Genomic DNA, 15,857 nt, shown 5'->3' on the forward strand with positions numbered 1-15,857 from the left:
CGTGACCGCTACGGAGACGACGAAGGCGTTCATCGCCTCGGCCGACGCGCACAGCGCGCACAACTACCACCCGCTGCCGGTCGTCGTGGCGACGGCGGACGGGGCCTGGATGACCGATGTCGAGGGGCGCCGCTTCCTCGACCTGCTGGCCGGATACTCGGCGCTGAATTTCGGACATGGCAACCGGCGGCTGCTCGACGCGGCGAAGGCGCAACTGGAGCGGGTGACGCTGACGTCGCGGGCGTTCCATCACGACCGGTTCGCGGACTTCTGCCGGGAGCTGGCGGCACTGTGCGGCATGGAGATGGTGCTGCCGATGAACACGGGCGCGGAGGCGGTGGAGACCGCGGTGAAGACGGCCCGGAAGTGGGGGTACCGGGTCAAGGGCGTCCCGGACGGCAGAGCGAGGATCGTCGCGGCGAGCGACAACTTCCACGGCCGTACGACGACGATCATCAGCTTCTCCACGGACCCGGAGGCGCGGGCGGACTTCGGCCCGTTCACGCCGGGTTTCGACATCGTGCCGTACGGGGATCTGGCGGCGCTGCGCGAGGCGGTCACCGAGGAGACGGTCGCCGTGCTGTTGGAGCCGATTCAGGGCGAGGCGGGGGTGCTGGTGCCGCCGCCCGGTTATCTCCAGGGAGTGCGGGAGGTGACGCGGGAGCGGAATGTCCTGTTCATCGCGGACGAGATCCAGTCGGGCCTGGGCAGGACCGGGCGTACGTTCGCCTGTGAGCACGAGGGTGTGGTGCCCGACATGTATGTGCTCGGCAAGGCGCTCGGCGGTGGGGTCGTACCGGCCTCGGCCGTGGTGTCGTCCAGTGAGGTGCTCGGGGTGTTCCGGCCCGGGGAGCACGGGTCGACGTTCGGGGGGAATCCGCTGGCCTGTGCGGTGGCGCTGGAGGTGATCGCGATGCTGCGGTCGGGCGAGTTCCAGCGGCGGGCCGCCGAGCTCGGCGAGCATCTGCACCATGAGCTGGGGCTGCTGACGGACACCGGCCATGTCACACAGGTGCGCGGGCGCGGCCTGTGGGCGGGGATCGACATCGCCCCGGCCTACGGCACGGGGCGGGAGATCTCCGAGAAGCTCATGGACCGGGGCGTCCTCGTCAAGGACACCCACGGCGTCACGATTCGGATCGCCCCGCCCCTGGTCATCAGCAAGGAGGACCTGGACTGGGGGCTCGCCCAGCTCCGCGGCGTACTGGGGGCGTAGCGGCTTCGCGCTCCTGGCGCTAGAGGATGACGTGCGGCAGGAAGCGGGCGTACTCGTCGGTGATCAGGCCGGAGGACTCGCGGATGCCGAGGCCCGCGGACTCGTCCTCGACGACCCAGGCGCCGAGGACGACACGGTTGCCGTCGAAGGCGGGCAGGGGCGCCAGTTCCTGGTAGCAGCAGGGCTCTTCGTGGCGTACGACGGGGGCGGCGCCCGGCTCGTGCACCGTCACCCCCGCGCCCTCGCGGCCGAGGAGGGGCTTGGCGACGTAACCCTTGGTGCGCGCCAGCTCGCGTGGGCCGTCGAGGTAGGCCGGGAGCAGGTTCGGGTGGTCCGGGTAGAGCTCCCAGAGGATGGCGAGGAGGGCCTTGTTGGAGAGGAGCATCTTCCAGGCGGGCTCGATCCACAGGGTGCTGCCCGTGCCGCCGCCGTTGTCGAGGGTGTCCAGGACGTGGTCGGCGAAACGGTCGGCGGTGAGCCACTCCCAGGGGTAGAGCTTGAAGCAGCTGCGGATGAAGCGGAGTTGGTTGTCGACGAAGCGGCCGGAGAGGGGGTCCCAGCCGATCTCCTCCATCGAGATCCAGTCGGTGTCGAGGCCGGCCTGCTCCGCGGTCTCCTTCAGATAGGCGACCGTCATCAGGTCCTCGCCCAGTTCGTCGGCGGCGGAGTGCGCGAAGTAGAGGGGGCTGCCCGGCGGCAGGAGGGTGCCCTGTTTCTTCCAGGCGGCGACCAGCCGCTCGTGGAGGGAGTTCCACTGGTCGGCGCCCGGGAAGCGGTCCTGCATCCAGAACCACTGGGGGCTCGCGGCCTCGACGAGGGAGGTCGGGGTGTCGGCGTTGTACTCCAGGAGCTTCGCGGGGGCCGTGCCGTCGTAGCGGAGGTCGAAACGACCGTAGACGGACGGGAGTTCGGCACGGCGGTGCCAGGCCTCGGCGACGAGTTCGGCGACACGCGGTTCGGTGATGCCGAGGTCGGCGAAGCGGTCCGCGGTGACGATGTGGTCGGCCGCCGCCAGGCACATGCGGTGCAGTTCCTCGACGACCTCCTCCAGCGCCTCGACCTCGGGGAGTGAGAAGACGTAGTACGCGCTCTCGTCCCAGTAGGGGCGCAGGGAGTCGTCGGGGTAGCGGGTGAGCGGGTAGATGAGGCCCTGCTCCTCGACGGTCTGCTGCCAGCCGGGGCGGGGCTCGATCGTGCGGCGTTCCACTGTCCTGGTTTTCCGTGTCCTGGTTCCGGCCCGGCTCAGCCGCCGGAGCTGCCCTTGCCGCTGCCGAAGCCGCCGCGGTCGACGCTGCTGCCGTGGCCGCCGCCGCTCGAACTGCCGGATCCCTTGCGGGGCTTGGTGAAGGAGCCGCCGTCGACCCAGCCGCTCTTCTTCTTGCCGCCGTAGTACCAGGAGCCGTTGGCCGATGTCTTGGTGGACTTGCAGTTCTTGTCGGCGACGACCTTGTAGCCCTTGGTGAGGTTGTAGCTGTCGCGGTCGACGCAGCGCTTGTCGGGGTCCGAGGAGCAGGCGGTGAGCGCCGCCGCGAGGAGTCCCATGCCGCCGAGCACGACCGTGCCCGAGCGCAGTTGCCGTCGAGTGTCTGCCATGTCCGTTCCCCCGTTGTCGCCGTTACTTCTGAGCGGTGCGTGATCGCCGCTGTTTCTGAGCGGTGCTGTGTTCTGTTCAATTCATTCGCCCGCGCAAGGTGATCAGATTAGAGATCGCTTGCGGGAAGCCCGCAGTGACCCCCCGCGATTCACCGTCCCCTACAGTCACTTCGTGCTCTTTGGAATGATGTGCGCCCTTGGCGCGTCGGTCTGTTTCGGTACGGCGACGGTGTTGCAGGCGATGGCAGCGCGTGCCGCGGCCGACAGCGGGCCGGGCGGCGACACGGCACTCCTGCTGCGGGCGCTGCGGCAGTGGCGGTATCTGGCGGGGCTCGCGCTAGACGGGGTGGGGTTCCTGCTGCAGATCGCCGCGCTGCGGTCGATTCCGATCTACGCGGTCGGGGCGGCGCTCGCCGCGAGTCTCGCCGTGACGGCGGTGGTGGCCTCGCGGCTCCTGCGGGTGCGGTTGAGCCGGGTCGAGTGGGGCGCGGTGGGGGTGGTGTGCGCGGGGCTCGCGATGCTGGGGCTTGCGTCCGGGACGGAGGGGGAAGTGGCGGGGTCCACGGCGTTGAAGTACGCGATGTTGGGAACGGCCGTCGCCGTGCTGCTGTTGGGCCTCGTGGGCGGGCGGTTGCCCGAGCGGGGACGTCCGCTCGCCCTCGGGCTGGGCGCCGGGTTCGGGTTCGGGGTGGTCGAGGTGGCGGTGCGGCTCATCGACGACCTCGATCCGGGGGCGTTGCTGGGCAATCCGGCGACGTATGCGCTGCTCCTTGGTGGAGGGGCGGCGTTTCTCCTGCTCACCTCGGCCTTGCAGCGGGGTTCGGTGACGACGGCTACCGCCGGGCTGGTCATCGGGGAGACCATCGGTCCCGCGGTGGTGGGGGTGGTGTGGCTGGGGGACCGTACACGGGAGGGGCTGTCGTGGCTGGCGGTTCTCGGGTTTGCGGTGGCTGTGGCGGGGGCGTTGGCGCTGGCGCGGTTCGGGGAGGCGCCGGGTGAGGAGGCGTAGGGGTTTCGCCCGCTACGCCCCTGCCCTCCGCCAAACTCTCGGCTTCGCTCGAGCAGGGGACCCCCATCGTCCTTGGGGGCTGCGCCCCCAGACCCCCGTATCGCGCTTCGCGCTCGTCCTCGCACGCCGGACAGGCTGAAATCCGCAAGCCCGCCCTGCGCCGAGGGAACCGTCAAGGCAGCGCCCGGCACAGCGCGTCCAGTGCGCCCGACCACGCGTGGTCCGGTGGTGTGCCGTAGCCCACGACCAGCGCGTCCAGGGGCTCGGGGGCTGCGTCGGGGTGGCGGTAGCGCGACAGGCCGTGGACGGCGAGGCCCTGCCACGCGGCGGCCTGGACCACCGACTGTTCGGTGCCCGGGGGGAGTTGGAGCACGGCGTGGAGGCCGGCGGCGATGCCGGTGGCGTGGACGGCGGGGGCCCGGGTCGCGAGGGCGGCGACAAGTGCGTCCCGGCGGCGCCGGTAGCGGAGCCGGGCGGCCCGGACGTGACGGTCGTACGCGCCCGAGGTGATGAATTCGGCGAGGGTCAGCTGGTCCAGGGCTCCGGTGGACCAGCCCCCGCCGCCCTTCAGCGAGACCACCTCGTCCGCGAGCGACGGTGGCAGCACCAGCCAGCCCAGGCGCAGCGCGGGGGCCAGCGACTTGCTGGCGGTGCCCAGATAGACCACGCGGTCGGGGTCGAGGCCCTGCAGCGCGCCGACCGGCTGGCGGTCGTAGCGGAACTCGCCGTCGTAGTCGTCCTCCAGGATCAGCCCGCCGGTGCGGCGGGCCCAGTCCACCACCGCGGCCCGGCGGTCCGGATGGAGCGGCAGGCCCATGGGGAACTGGTGGGCGGGGGTGAGCAGGACGGCTCGCACGCCCGACACGTCGCTTGTGCGCGTGCCCAGTTCGTCGAAGGGGAGCGGCGTCGTGCGCAGGCCCGAGCGGTGCGCAAGGTTCCAGTGGACGTCCAGGCCGTACGACTCCACGGCGAGGGAGCGCAGGCCCCGCTGGCGCAGCACCGCGCCGAGCAGTGTCAGGCCGTCCGAGAAGCCGGAGCAGATCACGATGCGCTCCGGGTCGGCCCGTACGCCTCGGGCACGGGAGAGGTAGCCCGCGAGGGCGGTGCGCAGTTCGGGGCGGCCGCGCGGATCGCCGTAGCCGAGGGCGTCGTGCGGCGCGGCGGTCAGCGCGCGGCGGGCCGCCTTGAGCCACGCGGTGCGCGGGAAGGAGGCGAGGTCGGGGCTGCCGGGGACCAGGTCGTAGGTGGGGCGCCCCTGCTCGCGTCTGCGCGGCGCCCGCTCCGGCGCCGATCGCACCACCGTCCGCTCGGCCACCCTCGTGCCCGAGCCCTGGCGTGCGGTCAGCCAGCCCTCCGCGACGAGATCGGCGTACGCGTCGGCGACCGTGTTGCGCGCGATGGCGAGATCGGCGGCGAGCGAGCGGGAGGACGGGAGGCGGGTTCCGGGGGCCAGACGGCCACTGCGGACCGCCTCGCGGAGCGCGTCCGTCAGGCCTTTGCGGACGCCGGAACCGGTCAGCTCGACATGGAGATCTACCCCGTCGGCCCCCAAAGTGGCCCATGTTTTCGCCATAGAAATGGACCATACCCCTGGGCTACTCCGCCTCATAGGGTCGATCGCATGACGACCCACACGGACGAGACCACGAAGAGCACGATGCACGGGACGACCGAGCCGACCGAGACGATCGCCGCGACCGTGCGGTACGCCCCCGAGCACAGCCCCCGGCTGCGCTGGGCCCAGCTCGCCCCCGACGTCTACAAGGCCATGATCAAGCTCGACGCGGCGGCCCGGCGGGGTGTGAACCCGGTACTCCTGGAACTGGTGAGGATTCGCGCTTCGCAGCTCAACCACTGCGCCTTCTGCCTCGACATGCACACCAAGGACGCGCTCGCGGCGGGTGAGAGCGTCGAGCGGATCGTGCAGTTGAGCGCCTGGGAGGAGTCGAAGCACTTCTACACGGAGAAGGAACTCGCGACGATCGAACTGACCGAGGCGGTCACGGTCCTTACGGACGGCTTCGTGCCGGACGAGGTGTACGAGCACGCCGCCGCGCACTTCGAGGAGGCCGAGCTGGCCCAGCTGATCGCCGCGATCACGGTGATCAACGCGTGGAACCGGTTCGGCGTGACCTGCCGCCTCGTTCCCGGGCACTATAAGGCGGGGCAGTACAAGTGACGGCCGCCCTCGGGAGGGCGCGCACGACCCGCCTCGACGCCGGCGTCCGTACCGCGATGCAGGCGCTCAGCGCCGCCGCGAAGAAGGGGCTCGAAGACCCTGCCCTCGCCGAGCTGGTCATGATCCGCGCCTCGCAGCTCAACCACTGCGCCTTCTGCCTCGACATGCATCTGAAGCTCGCGCGCAAGCAGGGGGTCGACGAGGACCGGATCCGGCTGCTCAACGCGTGGGAGGAGGCCGGGGAGTTGTACAGCGAGCGTGAGCGGGCGGCGTTAGCGCTGACCGAGGCCGTCACGGTCCTGACCGGGGGCACCTCCCGGACGAAGTCCGAGGCAGGCGTGCCGGACGAGGTGTACGAGCGGGCGGCCGAGCATTTCGGCGAGGGCCAACTGGCCCATCTCATCGGGCTGATCACTGTCATCAACGGGTGGAACCGGCTGATGGTCAGCCGTCGTATCCCGGCGGGGAGCACGCAATGGTGAGCGAGGTCGCGACCAAGGCCGAGAGATTCCGCGCGCTGCACCAGGGCCGTCTCCCGGGCGAGCCGCTGGTCCTGCCCGGCCCCTGGGACGCCGCGAGCGCGCGAGTGTTCGCGGACGCCGGGTTCCCGGCGCTCGCCACGCCCAGCGCCGGGGTCGCCGCGTCGCTCGGGTACGAGGACGGGGCCACGCCCGCCGATGAGATGTTCGCTGCGGTCGCGCGGATCGTACGGGCCGTCGACGTGCCCGTGTCAGCGGATGTCGAGGACGGGTACGGGCTCGCGCCCGAGGAGTTAGTGGAGCGGCTGCTGGAAGCGGGTGCGGTCGGCTGCAATCTGGAGGACTCCGACGGGGGTGTTCTCAAGGATGCGGCGCGGCATGCCGACTGGCTCGCCGAGGTGCGGGGCGCCGCGGGTGAGCAGCTCTTCGTCAACGCTCGCGTCGATGTCTTCGTGCGGGGGGACTCGGATCCGGAGCGGGCGATCGAGCGGGCCGCGTTGTACGTGGCTGCCGGGGCCGACTGCGTGTATCCGATCGGGGCGCCCATCGATGTACTTCCGCTGCTGCGGGCGGGGATTCAGGGGCCGGTGAATGTGTTCGCCCGGCTTGACGGGCCCCCGGTGTCCGAGCTGGGGGAGCTCGGGGCCACGCGGGTTACGTTCGGGCCGGGGTTGCAGCGGCGGGCGGCCGAAGCGGTGCGGGGGATTGCGGCCGGCCTGCGGTAGGCCTTTGCCGGGCGCCTCCTTGTGAGGCGCCCGGCGTGGGGACCGAGCTTGGGGTGGGTCGCACAGCCCGGCGCTTACGGAGTGCCGCTCTCTTTGGGACGGGTGCCGCCCCTGGCGGCATGCATGCCCACAGCTGGGACGGCTACGACGGGAGCCATTGCCTCCATGTCGACTCATGGGACTGGACCCACTTCTTCGCCGCCTCCTGGGCCGACAGCTTGTCGTTGGCGATCATCAGGGAGACCTCGTTCTGGTCCTCGGTCGTCCACTTGAAGTTCTTCAGGAACTGGGCCGCCTTGCCGCCGGTCTTCGCGAAGTCCGCGTTGAGGTACTTCTGGAGCGGGGTGTGCGGATACGCGCAGGCGACCTTCTTCGTGTCGGCGTCGCAGCCCTCCTTGTAGGCGGGGAGCTTCACCTCAGTCATGGGGACCTTCTCGAAGAGCCACTGCGGGGAGTACCAGTAGGTGAGGAAGGGCTTCTTCTCCTTGGCGAACTGCTTGATCTGGGTGATCTGCGCCGCCTCCGAACCGGCGAACACCACCTGGTAGTTCAGCTTCAGGTTGCTGACCAGGGCCTTGTCGTTGGTGACGTAGGACGGGGAGCCGTCGAGGAGCTGACCCTTGCCGCCGCTCTCCGCGGTGCGGAGCTGGTCGGCGTACTTGTTGAGGTTCTTCCAGTCCGTCACGTCCGGGTGCTGCTGGGCGAAGTACGTGGGGACGTACCAGCCGATGTGGCCGGTGACACCCAGGTCACCGCCGCGCGCGATGGTCTTCTTGTCCTCGACGTAGCGCTTCTCCTGATCGGGGTGGCCCCAGTCCTCCAGGATCGCGTCGACGCGGCCCTGGCTGAGCGCGTCCCAGGCGGGGACCTCGTCGACCTGGACGGTGTCGACGCGGTAGCCGAGCTCGTGCTCCAGGAGGTACTGGGCCACGGCCTCGTTGGACTGGGCGCCGACCCACGACTGCACGGACAGGGTCACGGTCCTGGCGCCCTGGGCGTTCGCGAAGGGCGAGGCCTGCTTGGTCATGTCGGCGGCGCCGCAGCCGGTCAGCAGCATCAGGACCGAGGCACCGGCCACCACATAAGTCGTACGCAGTCGCATGTCACGCTCCCTTCTTCGCGCGGCGTTCCGTCGGCTGCGTCACCCGGTCGAGCATCAGGCCGAGGCAGACGATGGCGGCGCCGGCGACCAGGCCGGTCGCCAGGTCGCCCTGGGCGAGGCCGAAGACGACGTCGTAGCCGAGCGCGCCGCCTCCGACGAGACCGCCGATGATGACGACGGCGAGGACGAGGACGACGCCCTGGTTGACGGCGAGGAGCAGTGCGGGGCGGGCCAGCGGCAGCTGGACCTGGCGCAGTTGCTGGCCGCTGGTCGCGCCGAGCGAGCGGGCCGACTCCAGCGCCGCCGGGTCGACTGCGCGCAGGCCCTGGGTGGTGATGCGGACGACGGCCGGCAGGGCATAGACGACCGCCGCGGCCACGGCGGGCGCGCGGCCGACGCCGAACAGGGCCACCACCGGGATCAGATACACGAACTGCGGCATGGTCTGGAAGACGTCCAGCACCGGGCGCAGCAGGCGCTCGACGCGCTCACTGCGGGCGGCGGCGATGCCGATCGCGAAGCCCAGGACGAGGGTCACGGCGACCGCCGCGAGCACCTGCGAGAGCGTGTCCAGCGACGGCTTCCAGACGCCCAGCACACCGATCGCGGCCATCGCGAGGACGGCGGTGAGCGCGGTGCGCCAGGTGCCGATCAGCCAGGCGAGGGCGGCGACGATCAGGAGGACCGACCACCAGGGCAGCCACTGGAGGCCGTCCCGGAGCGGGTCCAGGATCCAGGTCGTGAAGTGGCCCGCCCAGTCGGCGGTGCCGCCGATGTAGGGGACGCCGGAGTAGAGGTGATTGGTCATCCAGTCGACGGCGCGGTTCACCGGCTCGGCGATGTGGACGGCCCAGGCGTCGGGCCAGTCCAGGCGGTCCGTGAGACGTCCGGCGAGCGCGACGGCGACGGCCACCACGGCGGCGTACGCCCATGCCATCGGGTTCCCCCGGGAGTCGCCCCCGAGCCGCTCCCCCGCCGCTCCCGTCACCCGGTCCAGGACGACCGCGAGCAGCACGATCGGGACTCCGGCGGCCAGCGCGGCGCCGACGTCGACGGAGGCCAGCGCCTGGTAGACGCGGTCGCCGAGGCCGCCCGCGCCGATCACGGAGGCGATGACGGCCATGGACAGCGCCATCATGATCGTCTGGTTGAGGCCGAGCAGGAGTTCCTTGCGTGCCAGGGGCAGGCGGGCGGTGAGCAGCCGCTGGCGGGCGGTGGCGCCGAGCGAGGCGACGGCCTCCATCACACTGGTGTCCGCGCCGCGCAGGCCCAGCGCGGTGAGGCGGGCCATGGGCGGGGCGGCGTACACGACGGTCGCCAGTACGGCCGCGGGGACGCCGATGCCGAAGACCAGGACGACGGGGAGCAGGTACGCGAACGCCGGGAGCACCTGCATGGTGTCCAGCACGGGCCGCAGTGCGCGGTAGGTGCGGTCGGACAGGCCCGCGGCGAGGCCGAGCAGCGTGCCCAGTGCCACGGACGCGATCACGGCGACCACCATGAGCGCCAGCGTCTGCATGGTGGGCACCCACATGCCGAGCAGGCCGCAGGTGAGGAACGCGACGGCGGTGCCGAGGGCCAGCCGTACGCCCGCCGTTCGCCAGGCGACGAGGGCCGCCACGGCTGTCACGCCTGCCCAGCCTGCCGCGAGCAGCACGAGGTAGACGGCGCGTACGGAAAGGACGACGGCGTTGCTGACGTAGCCGAAGAAGTACAGGAACAGGGGGTGGCTGTCCCTGTTGTCGATGATCCAGGTGCTGACCTTGCCGAGGGGGTCGGTGAGGTCGACGGTGAGCGCGTGCGGCCAGGTTCCGCTTGCCCAGCGGGCGTTGAGGACGGGCACGATCACGGCTGCCGCCAGGGCGAGCAGGGCCAGCTTGCGTGCGGCTCGGTGGCGGACGACGGTTCTGGCTCGCTCGGCCGGCCCGGTACGGCCCAGCGGCGCTGTTGCGGTAGCCATCAAGCCACCTCCTCGCCGGGGGCGGCAGGGGAACCGGTGTCGGGGTCGGCCGGGACTTGGGTGTCGCCGGCCGACGCCGGCCGGGTGCCGCCTCTCTGTGGGACGGGCGCCGCCCCAGCGGCACGACTGCCCGCAGCTGTACGAGCGACCACCCCCAGCAGCGCCCCGGAGTCCACGACCCCGACGCAGCGGCCCTCGTCCATGACCCGAGCCGGGGAGCCGGTGCGGGCCACCGCCTCGATCGCCTCCGACACCGTTGTGTCGGGCGACACCGCCGGGCCCCGCCCTGCCTCCTCCGCGGACGCGGCCCGCATCGCCGTACGCACCGTCATCACCTGCTCGCGCGGCACGTCCCGTACGAACTCGCGGACGTAGTCGTCGGCGGGTGAGCCGACGATCTCCTCAGGGGTGCCGAGCTGGACGATGCGGCCGTCGCGCATGAGGGCGATGCGGTCGCCGAGGCGCAGGGCCTCGTTCAGGTCGTGGGTGATGAAGACCATCGTGCGGCCCTCCTCACGGTGGAGCCGGATGACCTCCTCCTGCATGTCGCGCCGGATCAGCGGGTCGAGCGCGCTGAACGGTTCGTCGAAGAGGAGGACCTCGGGGTCGACGGCGAGCGCCCGGGCCAGGCCCACGCGCTGCTGCTGTCCGCCGGACAGCTGACCCGGCCTCCGCTGCTCCATGCCCTCGAGGCCGACCTTGGCGACGATTTCGGCCGCCTTCGCGCGGCGCTCCGCACGCGAGACGCCCTGGATCTCCAGGCCGTACGCGACGTTGTCGAGGACCGTGCGGTGCGGCAGCAGGCCGAAGTGCTGGAAGACCATCGCGGCGCGGTGGCGGCGCAGTTCGCGCAGCCGGGCCTTGTCCATGGCGAGGACGTCCTCGCCGTCGATCGCGAGGCCGCCGGAGGTGGGCTCGATCAGCCGGGTGAGGCAGCGCACGAGCGTGGACTTGCCCGAGCCGGACAGGCCCATCACCACGAACACCTCGCCCTTGCGCACGTCGAAGCTGACGTCGTGGACGGCGGCCGTGCAGCCGGTGCGCGAGCGCAGCTCGGCGGGGCCGAGCGCGGCGAGCTCGGGGTCGGCGGGGACGCGCTCGGCCTTGGGGCCGAAGACCTTCCACAGGTTGTGCACGGAGAAGACGGGCTCAGTGCCCTTGTCCTGACGCGGGGTCGCGGTACTCATCACGCACCACCACCGATCAGCTCGGCGCACTTCTCCCCGACCATGAGCACTCCGATCATCGGGTTCACGGCGGGCATGGTCGGAAAGACGGACGCGTCGGCGATCCGGATGCCGTCGAGGCCGAGGATGCGCAACTCGGGGTCGACGACCGCGAGTTCGTCCGATGGCGCGCCCATACGGCAGGTGCCCGCCGGGTGGTACACGGTGTGCGCCACCTGGCGCGCGTACGCGCTGAGTTCCTCGTCGTCCGTGACGGCGGGGCCGGGGCATACCTCGCGCTTGAGCCAGCCGGCCAGCGGCTCGGCCTTGGCTATCTCGCGGGCGATCTTGATGCCGTCGACAAGGGTGCGGCCGTCGTAGTCGTCCTCGTCCGTGAAGTAGCGGAAGTCGAGGGCGGGCTTCTCGGCCGGGTCGGCGCTGGTCAGGTAAAGGCGCCCGCGGCTGCGCGGCTTGGGGATGTTGGGGGTCATCGACACGCCGTGCGCCGGGCGCTCATAGCCGAGCCGCTCCGGATTGTCCGTGAAGGGGACTTGGTAGAAGTGGAACATCAGGTCCGGCCCCTGGCGCTCCGGGTCGCGGCGCACGAACAGGCCCGCGTCGGAGTCCATCGCGGAGTTCTCGGGGATGGGCCCGTCGGTCTCCCAGACGATGACGGACTCGGGGTGGTCGAGCAGGTTCTCGCCGACACCGGGGAGGTCGTGCGCGACCGGGATGCCGAGCGCCTCCAGTTCGGCGCGCGGCCCGATGCCGGAGTGCAGCAGCAGCCGCGGCGAGTCCACGGCGCCCGCACACAGCAGGACCTCGGTCCGAGCCCGTACGAGGATCTCCTCGCCGTCCTTGGTGCGGACGTGCACGCCCGTCGCCCGCGTCCCGTCCAGCTCCAGCTTGTACGCCCAGGTCTCCAGCAGCAGCGTCAGGTTGGCGCGCTGGTCCATCACCGGATGCAGATACGCCACCGACGCGCTCGACCGCTTGTTGTTCTCCGGGTGGTACGCCAGGTCGAAGAAGCCGACGCCCTCGGTGAACGGCTTGTTGTTGAAGCCCTCGACGCGCGGTACGCCCAGCGCCTGCTGCGCCGCGTCGACGAAGTCGCGGGCGATGGCGTTCCGGTCCTTCTCGTCGACCGGGACGATGTTGTTGAGGAGCCGTGCGTAGTACGCCTCCATCGGCACCGCGCCCCAGCCCTTGGCGCCCGCTGCCTCCCACTCGTCCCAGTCGGACGGCAGCGGCTTGAACGCGATCAACGTGTTGTGGGACGAGCAGCCGCCGAGCACCCGGGCGCGGCTGTGCCGGATGTGCGAGTTTCCGCGCGGCTGCGCGGTCGTCGGGTAGTCGTAGTCCAACTCTCCACCGAGCAGGCCCATCCAGCGGCGCAGGGTGAGGACGTCCTCGCGGTCGACGTCACTGGGGCCGCCCTCGATGACGGCGACGGTGACGTCCGGGTTCTCGGTGAGGCGGGATGCGATGACGGAGCCCGCCGTGCCGCCGCCGATGACGACGTAGTCGTACGTGTTCTCGTGCTGGGACATGAAGTGGTGCTCCTCTGGGGCGTGCAAGGTACGGCGCGTAGCGGTGGTGGGGGGACGGGTCGGGGGACGGCGGACTTCAGCCGGCGAACCAGCGGCTCGGGATCAGCCCGTGAACCAGCGGACCGGGATCAGCCCGTGAACCAGCGGACCGGCTTCGGCGCCAGGTTCTGGTACACGTGCTTCGTCTCGCGGTACTCGGCGAGACCGGCCGGCCCGAGCTCGCGCCCCACCCCGCTCTTGCCGAAACCGCCCCACTCCGCCTGCGGGAGATAGGGGTGGAAGTCGTTGATCCAGACGGTGCCGTGCCGCAGCCGTCCGGCGACGCGGCGGGCGCGGCCCGCGTCGGCGGTCCATACGGCGCCGGCGAGCCCGTACTCGGTGTCGTTGGCGAGCGCGACGGCCTCTTCCTCGGTGCGGAAGGTCTCCACCGTGAGGACCGGCCCGAAGACCTCCTCACGGACGACCCTCATCTCGCGGTGGCACTGGTCGAGGACGGTCGGCTCGTAGAAGTACCCGGTGGCGGGCCGGACCTCGGACGGCTCGGGCCGCCTGCCGCCCGCCCGCAGCACCGCACCCTCGGCCAGCGCGGAGGCGACGTACGCCTCGGTTTTCTCGCGCTGCTGCTCGGAGACGAGCGGCCCGCACTCCACACCCTTCTCGGTACCGCGCCCGAGCCTGATCCTCCCGGCCCTGCGGGCGAGTTCGGCGACGAAGCGCTCGCGCACGGACTCCTCGACGATGAGGCGCGACCCGGCGGAACACACCTGACCGCTGTGGATGAAGGCGGCGTTGAGGGCCTGGTCGACGGCGGTGTCGAAGCCTTCCTCGGTCGCGCAGGCGTCGGCGAAGACGACGTTCGGGTTCTTGCCGCCGAGCTCCAGGGCGACCTTCTTGACGCTCACGGCGGCGGCCTGCGCGACCTTCGTACCGCTGATGAGGCCGCCCGTGAACGAGACGAGGTCGACGTCGGGATGCTCGGCGAGGCGAGCGCCGACCGTGTGCCCCGGCCCGGTGACGATGTTGGCGACCCCGGCGGGCAGCCCGGCCTCGACCAGCAGCTCGATCAGCGCGATGGTCGTCAGCGGAGTGATCTCGCTGGGCTTGACGACGAAGGTGTTCCCGGCGGCGAGCGCGGGCGCGATCTTCCAACTGGCCTGCAGGAGCGGGTAGTTCCAGGGCGTGATCATCGCGCAGACGCCGACGGGCTCGTGCACCACAACGCTGTGGATGTCGTCGGAGCCCGCGTCCACGACCCGTCCGCCGCCCTCGCCCACGACGAGATCGGCGAAGTACCGGAACGCGTCGGCGACACAGTCGATGTCGACGCGCCCCTCCTCGAGAGTCTTGCCCGCGTCGCGGCTCTCCAGGAGCCCGAGCTGCTCGCGATCGCGTACGAGGAGATCGGCGACGCGACGCAGGAGGGCGGCGCGTTCGGCCACCGGGGTGTGCGGCCACGGGCCCGCGTCGAAGGCGAGGCGGGCGGCCTCGACAGCCGCGTCCGCGTCCTTCTCGTCACCCTCCGCGACCACGGCGAACGGCTTGGCATCGGCGGGATCGAGGATCTCGCGGGTGGCGCGGGAGACGGCTTCGCGCCACTCGCCGCCCACGTGAATGGTCTGTTGTGCCTGCTGTCCGGCCATGATCGGTGTTGCCTTCCGTTCCTGTTCAGTGCCCCTGCGTCACACGCGTGTCACCCTCGGGGGCCGGGAGCACCTGCCCCCCGACCCCGGATGCATGCACAACCCGTGACCAAAAGTGCGCCGGGTCACTGAAAAAGCATCGAAAATGCGACCAAATTTCCCGAAACACACGCTCAGAGTGATCGGCACCCCGGAGGCGACGCAAAGTCCCTGAAGAAGGGCGCCGACGCGACCCTCACGTGTTTGCCCCGACCCATGGACACCCATTTTTCCTTTGACTAAAGTCAAAGAAATATGGAGCCAGTGTCAGCGAACCATGTGAAGGCGCTGCGGCGGTTCAACCGCTACTTCACGCGCCGCATCGGCGTGCTCGACGATCACTACCTCGGCCAGGACCGTCCCCTCGGCGAGGCACGGCTGCTCTTCGAGATCGGGCACGCCGGGGCCTCGTTGCGAGACCTCAGGAGCCGACTCGGCCTGGACGCCGGGTACTTGAGCCGGATGATCCGGGCTCTGGAGGCGCAGGGTCTGGTACGGGTGAGCGTGCATCCCGCGGACAGCCGGCTGCGGTTGGCGGAGCTCACGCCGGCCGGTCTCGTCGAGGTCAAGGAGCAGAACCGGCGGGCCAACGGGCTGGCCGAAGGGCTGCTGAGCGGTCTCGACGCTCGGCAGCGCGACGAACTCACCGCCGCCGTCGCCGTCGCCGAGCGGCTGCTGCGGCTGGCCGCGATCACCGTGGAGCCCGTCGACGGCGCCTCCCGCGACGCCCGGGACTGCCTCGCCGCGTACGCCGCCGACATCGACGAACGGTTCCCGGAAGGCTTCGACCCCGCCGCCCTCGTACAGCCCCATGAGGTGTCGGGGGACTCGGGCGCCTTCCTGGTCGCGTACGAGGAAGGGCGGCCCGTGGGCTGCGGGGCGCTGCGCCGGCTCGAACCCGGGGTGGGCGAGATCCGGCATGTCTGGGTGCACCCCGCGGCCCGGCGGCTCGGGCTCGCGCGCCGGATCCTCCTCGGCCTGGAGCGGCAGGCCGTCGACCGCGGGTACGAGGTCGTGCGGCTCGACACGCACGCGGTGCTCACGGAGGCGCAGGCGATGTACCAGGCGTGCGGGTACACGGAGATCCCGCGCTACGACGAGAACGTGTATGCCGCCCACTGGTTCGAGAAGTGGCTGCCCCACGCCTCGGACTAGGTAATGCTCGCGGCGTCCGCGCATGAACTGCTCGCGGCCGTCCG

General features: G+C 71.1%; 14 protein-coding genes. 6 read left to right on the forward strand and 8 right to left on the reverse strand.

From position 1 onward, the window contains the following. The first annotated feature begins 1 nt into the window (after window position 1). Window positions 2-1,216: an ornithine--oxo-acid transaminase gene (rocD, locus tag ACZ4RZ_RS03275; protein WP_467741500.1), complete on the forward strand. Its 1,215-nt coding sequence runs from the start codon at window positions 2-4 to the stop codon at window positions 1,214-1,216. A gap of 19 nt (window positions 1,217-1,235) precedes the next feature. Here the strand turns inward: rocD and ACZ4RZ_RS03280 are convergent, their stop codons facing one another. Both ACZ4RZ_RS03280 and ACZ4RZ_RS03285 read right to left on the reverse strand, forming a co-directional pair. Next, window positions 1,236-2,423 (reverse strand): glutathionylspermidine synthase family protein, encoded by a 1,188-nt coding sequence (locus ACZ4RZ_RS03280; RefSeq protein ID WP_467741502.1) that lies wholly within the window; start codon window positions 2,421-2,423, stop codon window positions 1,236-1,238. Window positions 2,424-2,458: 35 nt separating this feature from the next. Next, window positions 2,459-2,809 (reverse strand): hypothetical protein, encoded by a 351-nt coding sequence (locus tag ACZ4RZ_RS03285; RefSeq protein ID WP_467741503.1) that lies wholly within the window; start codon window positions 2,807-2,809, stop codon window positions 2,459-2,461. A gap of 184 nt (window positions 2,810-2,993) precedes the next feature. Here ACZ4RZ_RS03285 and ACZ4RZ_RS03290 point away from each other — a divergent pair, with 184 nt between their 5' ends. Continuing rightward, window positions 2,994-3,818 (forward strand): DMT family protein, encoded by an 825-nt coding sequence (locus ACZ4RZ_RS03290; protein WP_467741963.1) that lies wholly within the window; start codon window positions 2,994-2,996, stop codon window positions 3,816-3,818. 172 nt (window positions 3,819-3,990) lie between these two features. Here ACZ4RZ_RS03290 and pdxR read toward each other — a convergent pair whose 3' ends face one another. Beyond that, window positions 3,991-5,391, reverse strand: a complete 1,401-nt coding sequence (gene pdxR, locus ACZ4RZ_RS03295; RefSeq protein ID WP_467741505.1) for a MocR-like pyridoxine biosynthesis transcription factor PdxR — start codon at window positions 5,389-5,391, stop codon at window positions 3,991-3,993. Window positions 5,392-5,475: 84 nt separating this feature from the next. On the opposite strand from pdxR, the gene ACZ4RZ_RS03300 reads away from it, so the two are divergent. The 3 genes from ACZ4RZ_RS03300 to ACZ4RZ_RS03310 are packed head-to-tail and all read left to right on the forward strand — an operon-like array spanning window position 5,476 to window position 7,201. Beyond that, window positions 5,476-5,997, forward strand: coding sequence for a carboxymuconolactone decarboxylase family protein (locus ACZ4RZ_RS03300; protein ID WP_467741965.1), 522 nt, complete (start codon window positions 5,476-5,478; stop codon window positions 5,995-5,997). Between the two features lie 56 nt (window positions 5,998-6,053). Further along, window positions 6,054-6,479 carry a carboxymuconolactone decarboxylase family protein gene (locus ACZ4RZ_RS03305; RefSeq protein WP_467741967.1) on the forward strand — a complete coding sequence of 142 codons (426 nt, stop codon included), beginning with the start codon at window positions 6,054-6,056 and terminating at the stop codon, window positions 6,477-6,479. Then, window positions 6,473-7,201, forward strand: a complete 729-nt coding sequence (locus ACZ4RZ_RS03310; RefSeq protein WP_467741507.1) for an isocitrate lyase/PEP mutase family protein — start codon at window positions 6,473-6,475, stop codon at window positions 7,199-7,201. The genes ACZ4RZ_RS03305 and ACZ4RZ_RS03310 overlap by 7 nt, the downstream gene beginning before the upstream one ends. Before the next feature lie 142 nt (window positions 7,202-7,343). Here the strand turns inward: ACZ4RZ_RS03310 and ACZ4RZ_RS03315 are convergent, their stop codons facing one another. The 5 genes from ACZ4RZ_RS03315 to ACZ4RZ_RS03335 all read right to left on the reverse strand — a co-directional run bounded on the left by ACZ4RZ_RS03315 (window position 7,344) and on the right by ACZ4RZ_RS03335 (window position 14,619). Further along, entirely contained in the window at window positions 7,344-8,303 is a 960-nt protein-coding gene (locus ACZ4RZ_RS03315; RefSeq protein WP_467741509.1) for an ABC transporter substrate-binding protein, read from the reverse strand. Window position 8,304: 1 nt separating this feature from the next. Further along, window positions 8,305-10,263 carry an ABC transporter permease gene (locus ACZ4RZ_RS03320; protein WP_467741511.1) on the reverse strand — a complete coding sequence of 653 codons (1,959 nt, stop codon included), beginning with the start codon at window positions 10,261-10,263 and terminating at the stop codon, window positions 8,305-8,307. Further along, complete coding sequence (locus ACZ4RZ_RS03325; protein WP_467741513.1) at window positions 10,263-11,450, reverse strand: quaternary amine ABC transporter ATP-binding protein; 1,188 nt, start codon at window positions 11,448-11,450, stop codon at window positions 10,263-10,265. Before ACZ4RZ_RS03325 ends, ACZ4RZ_RS03320 begins: the two co-directional genes overlap by 1 nt. Then, window positions 11,450-12,979 carry a GMC family oxidoreductase gene (locus tag ACZ4RZ_RS03330; protein ID WP_467741515.1) on the reverse strand — a complete coding sequence of 510 codons (1,530 nt, stop codon included), beginning with the start codon at window positions 12,977-12,979 and terminating at the stop codon, window positions 11,450-11,452. The genes ACZ4RZ_RS03325 and ACZ4RZ_RS03330 overlap by 1 nt, the downstream gene beginning before the upstream one ends. Window positions 12,980-13,107: 128 nt before the next feature. Beyond that, complete coding sequence (locus ACZ4RZ_RS03335) at window positions 13,108-14,619, reverse strand: aldehyde dehydrogenase family protein (RefSeq protein ID WP_467741517.1); 1,512 nt, start codon at window positions 14,617-14,619, stop codon at window positions 13,108-13,110. A gap of 294 nt (window positions 14,620-14,913) precedes the next feature. Here ACZ4RZ_RS03335 and ACZ4RZ_RS03340 point away from each other — a divergent pair, with 294 nt between their 5' ends. Next, a complete protein-coding gene (locus ACZ4RZ_RS03340) occupies window positions 14,914-15,813 on the forward strand; it encodes a bifunctional helix-turn-helix transcriptional regulator/GNAT family N-acetyltransferase (RefSeq protein WP_467741518.1) in 900 nt (299 codons plus the stop codon). Window positions 15,814-15,857 lie beyond the last annotated feature (44 nt).

The organism is Streptomyces sp. NPDC027189 (assembly GCF_055566975.1).

Coding starts and splice junctions, on each gene's coding strand:
- ACZ4RZ_RS03325 (WP_467741513.1), bottom strand. CDS start 11,450: ATGAGTACCGCGACCCCGCGTCAGGACAAGGGCACTGAGCCCGTCTTC.
- ACZ4RZ_RS03305 (WP_467741967.1), top strand. CDS start 6,054: ATGCAGGCGCTCAGCGCCGCCGCGAAGAAGGGGCTCGAAGACCCTGCC.
- ACZ4RZ_RS03290 (WP_467741963.1), top strand. CDS start 2,994: ATGATGTGCGCCCTTGGCGCGTCGGTCTGTTTCGGTACGGCGACGGTG.
- ACZ4RZ_RS03315 (WP_467741509.1), bottom strand. CDS start 8,303: ATGCGACTGCGTACGACTTATGTGGTGGCCGGTGCCTCGGTCCTGATG.
- ACZ4RZ_RS03310 (WP_467741507.1), top strand. CDS start 6,473: ATGGTGAGCGAGGTCGCGACCAAGGCCGAGAGATTCCGCGCGCTGCAC.
- ACZ4RZ_RS03335 (WP_467741517.1), bottom strand. CDS start 14,619: ATGGCCGGACAGCAGGCACAACAGACCATTCACGTGGGCGGCGAGTGG.
- ACZ4RZ_RS03320 (WP_467741511.1), bottom strand. CDS start 10,263: ATGGCTACCGCAACAGCGCCGCTGGGCCGTACCGGGCCGGCCGAGCGA.
- ACZ4RZ_RS03340 (WP_467741518.1), top strand. CDS start 14,914: ATGGAGCCAGTGTCAGCGAACCATGTGAAGGCGCTGCGGCGGTTCAAC.
- pdxR (WP_467741505.1), bottom strand. CDS start 5,391: ATGGCGAAAACATGGGCCACTTTGGGGGCCGACGGGGTAGATCTCCAT.
- ACZ4RZ_RS03330 (WP_467741515.1), bottom strand. CDS start 12,979: ATGTCCCAGCACGAGAACACGTACGACTACGTCGTCATCGGCGGCGGC.
- ACZ4RZ_RS03300 (WP_467741965.1), top strand. CDS start 5,476: ATGCACGGGACGACCGAGCCGACCGAGACGATCGCCGCGACCGTGCGG.
- ACZ4RZ_RS03285 (WP_467741503.1), bottom strand. CDS start 2,809: ATGGCAGACACTCGACGGCAACTGCGCTCGGGCACGGTCGTGCTCGGC.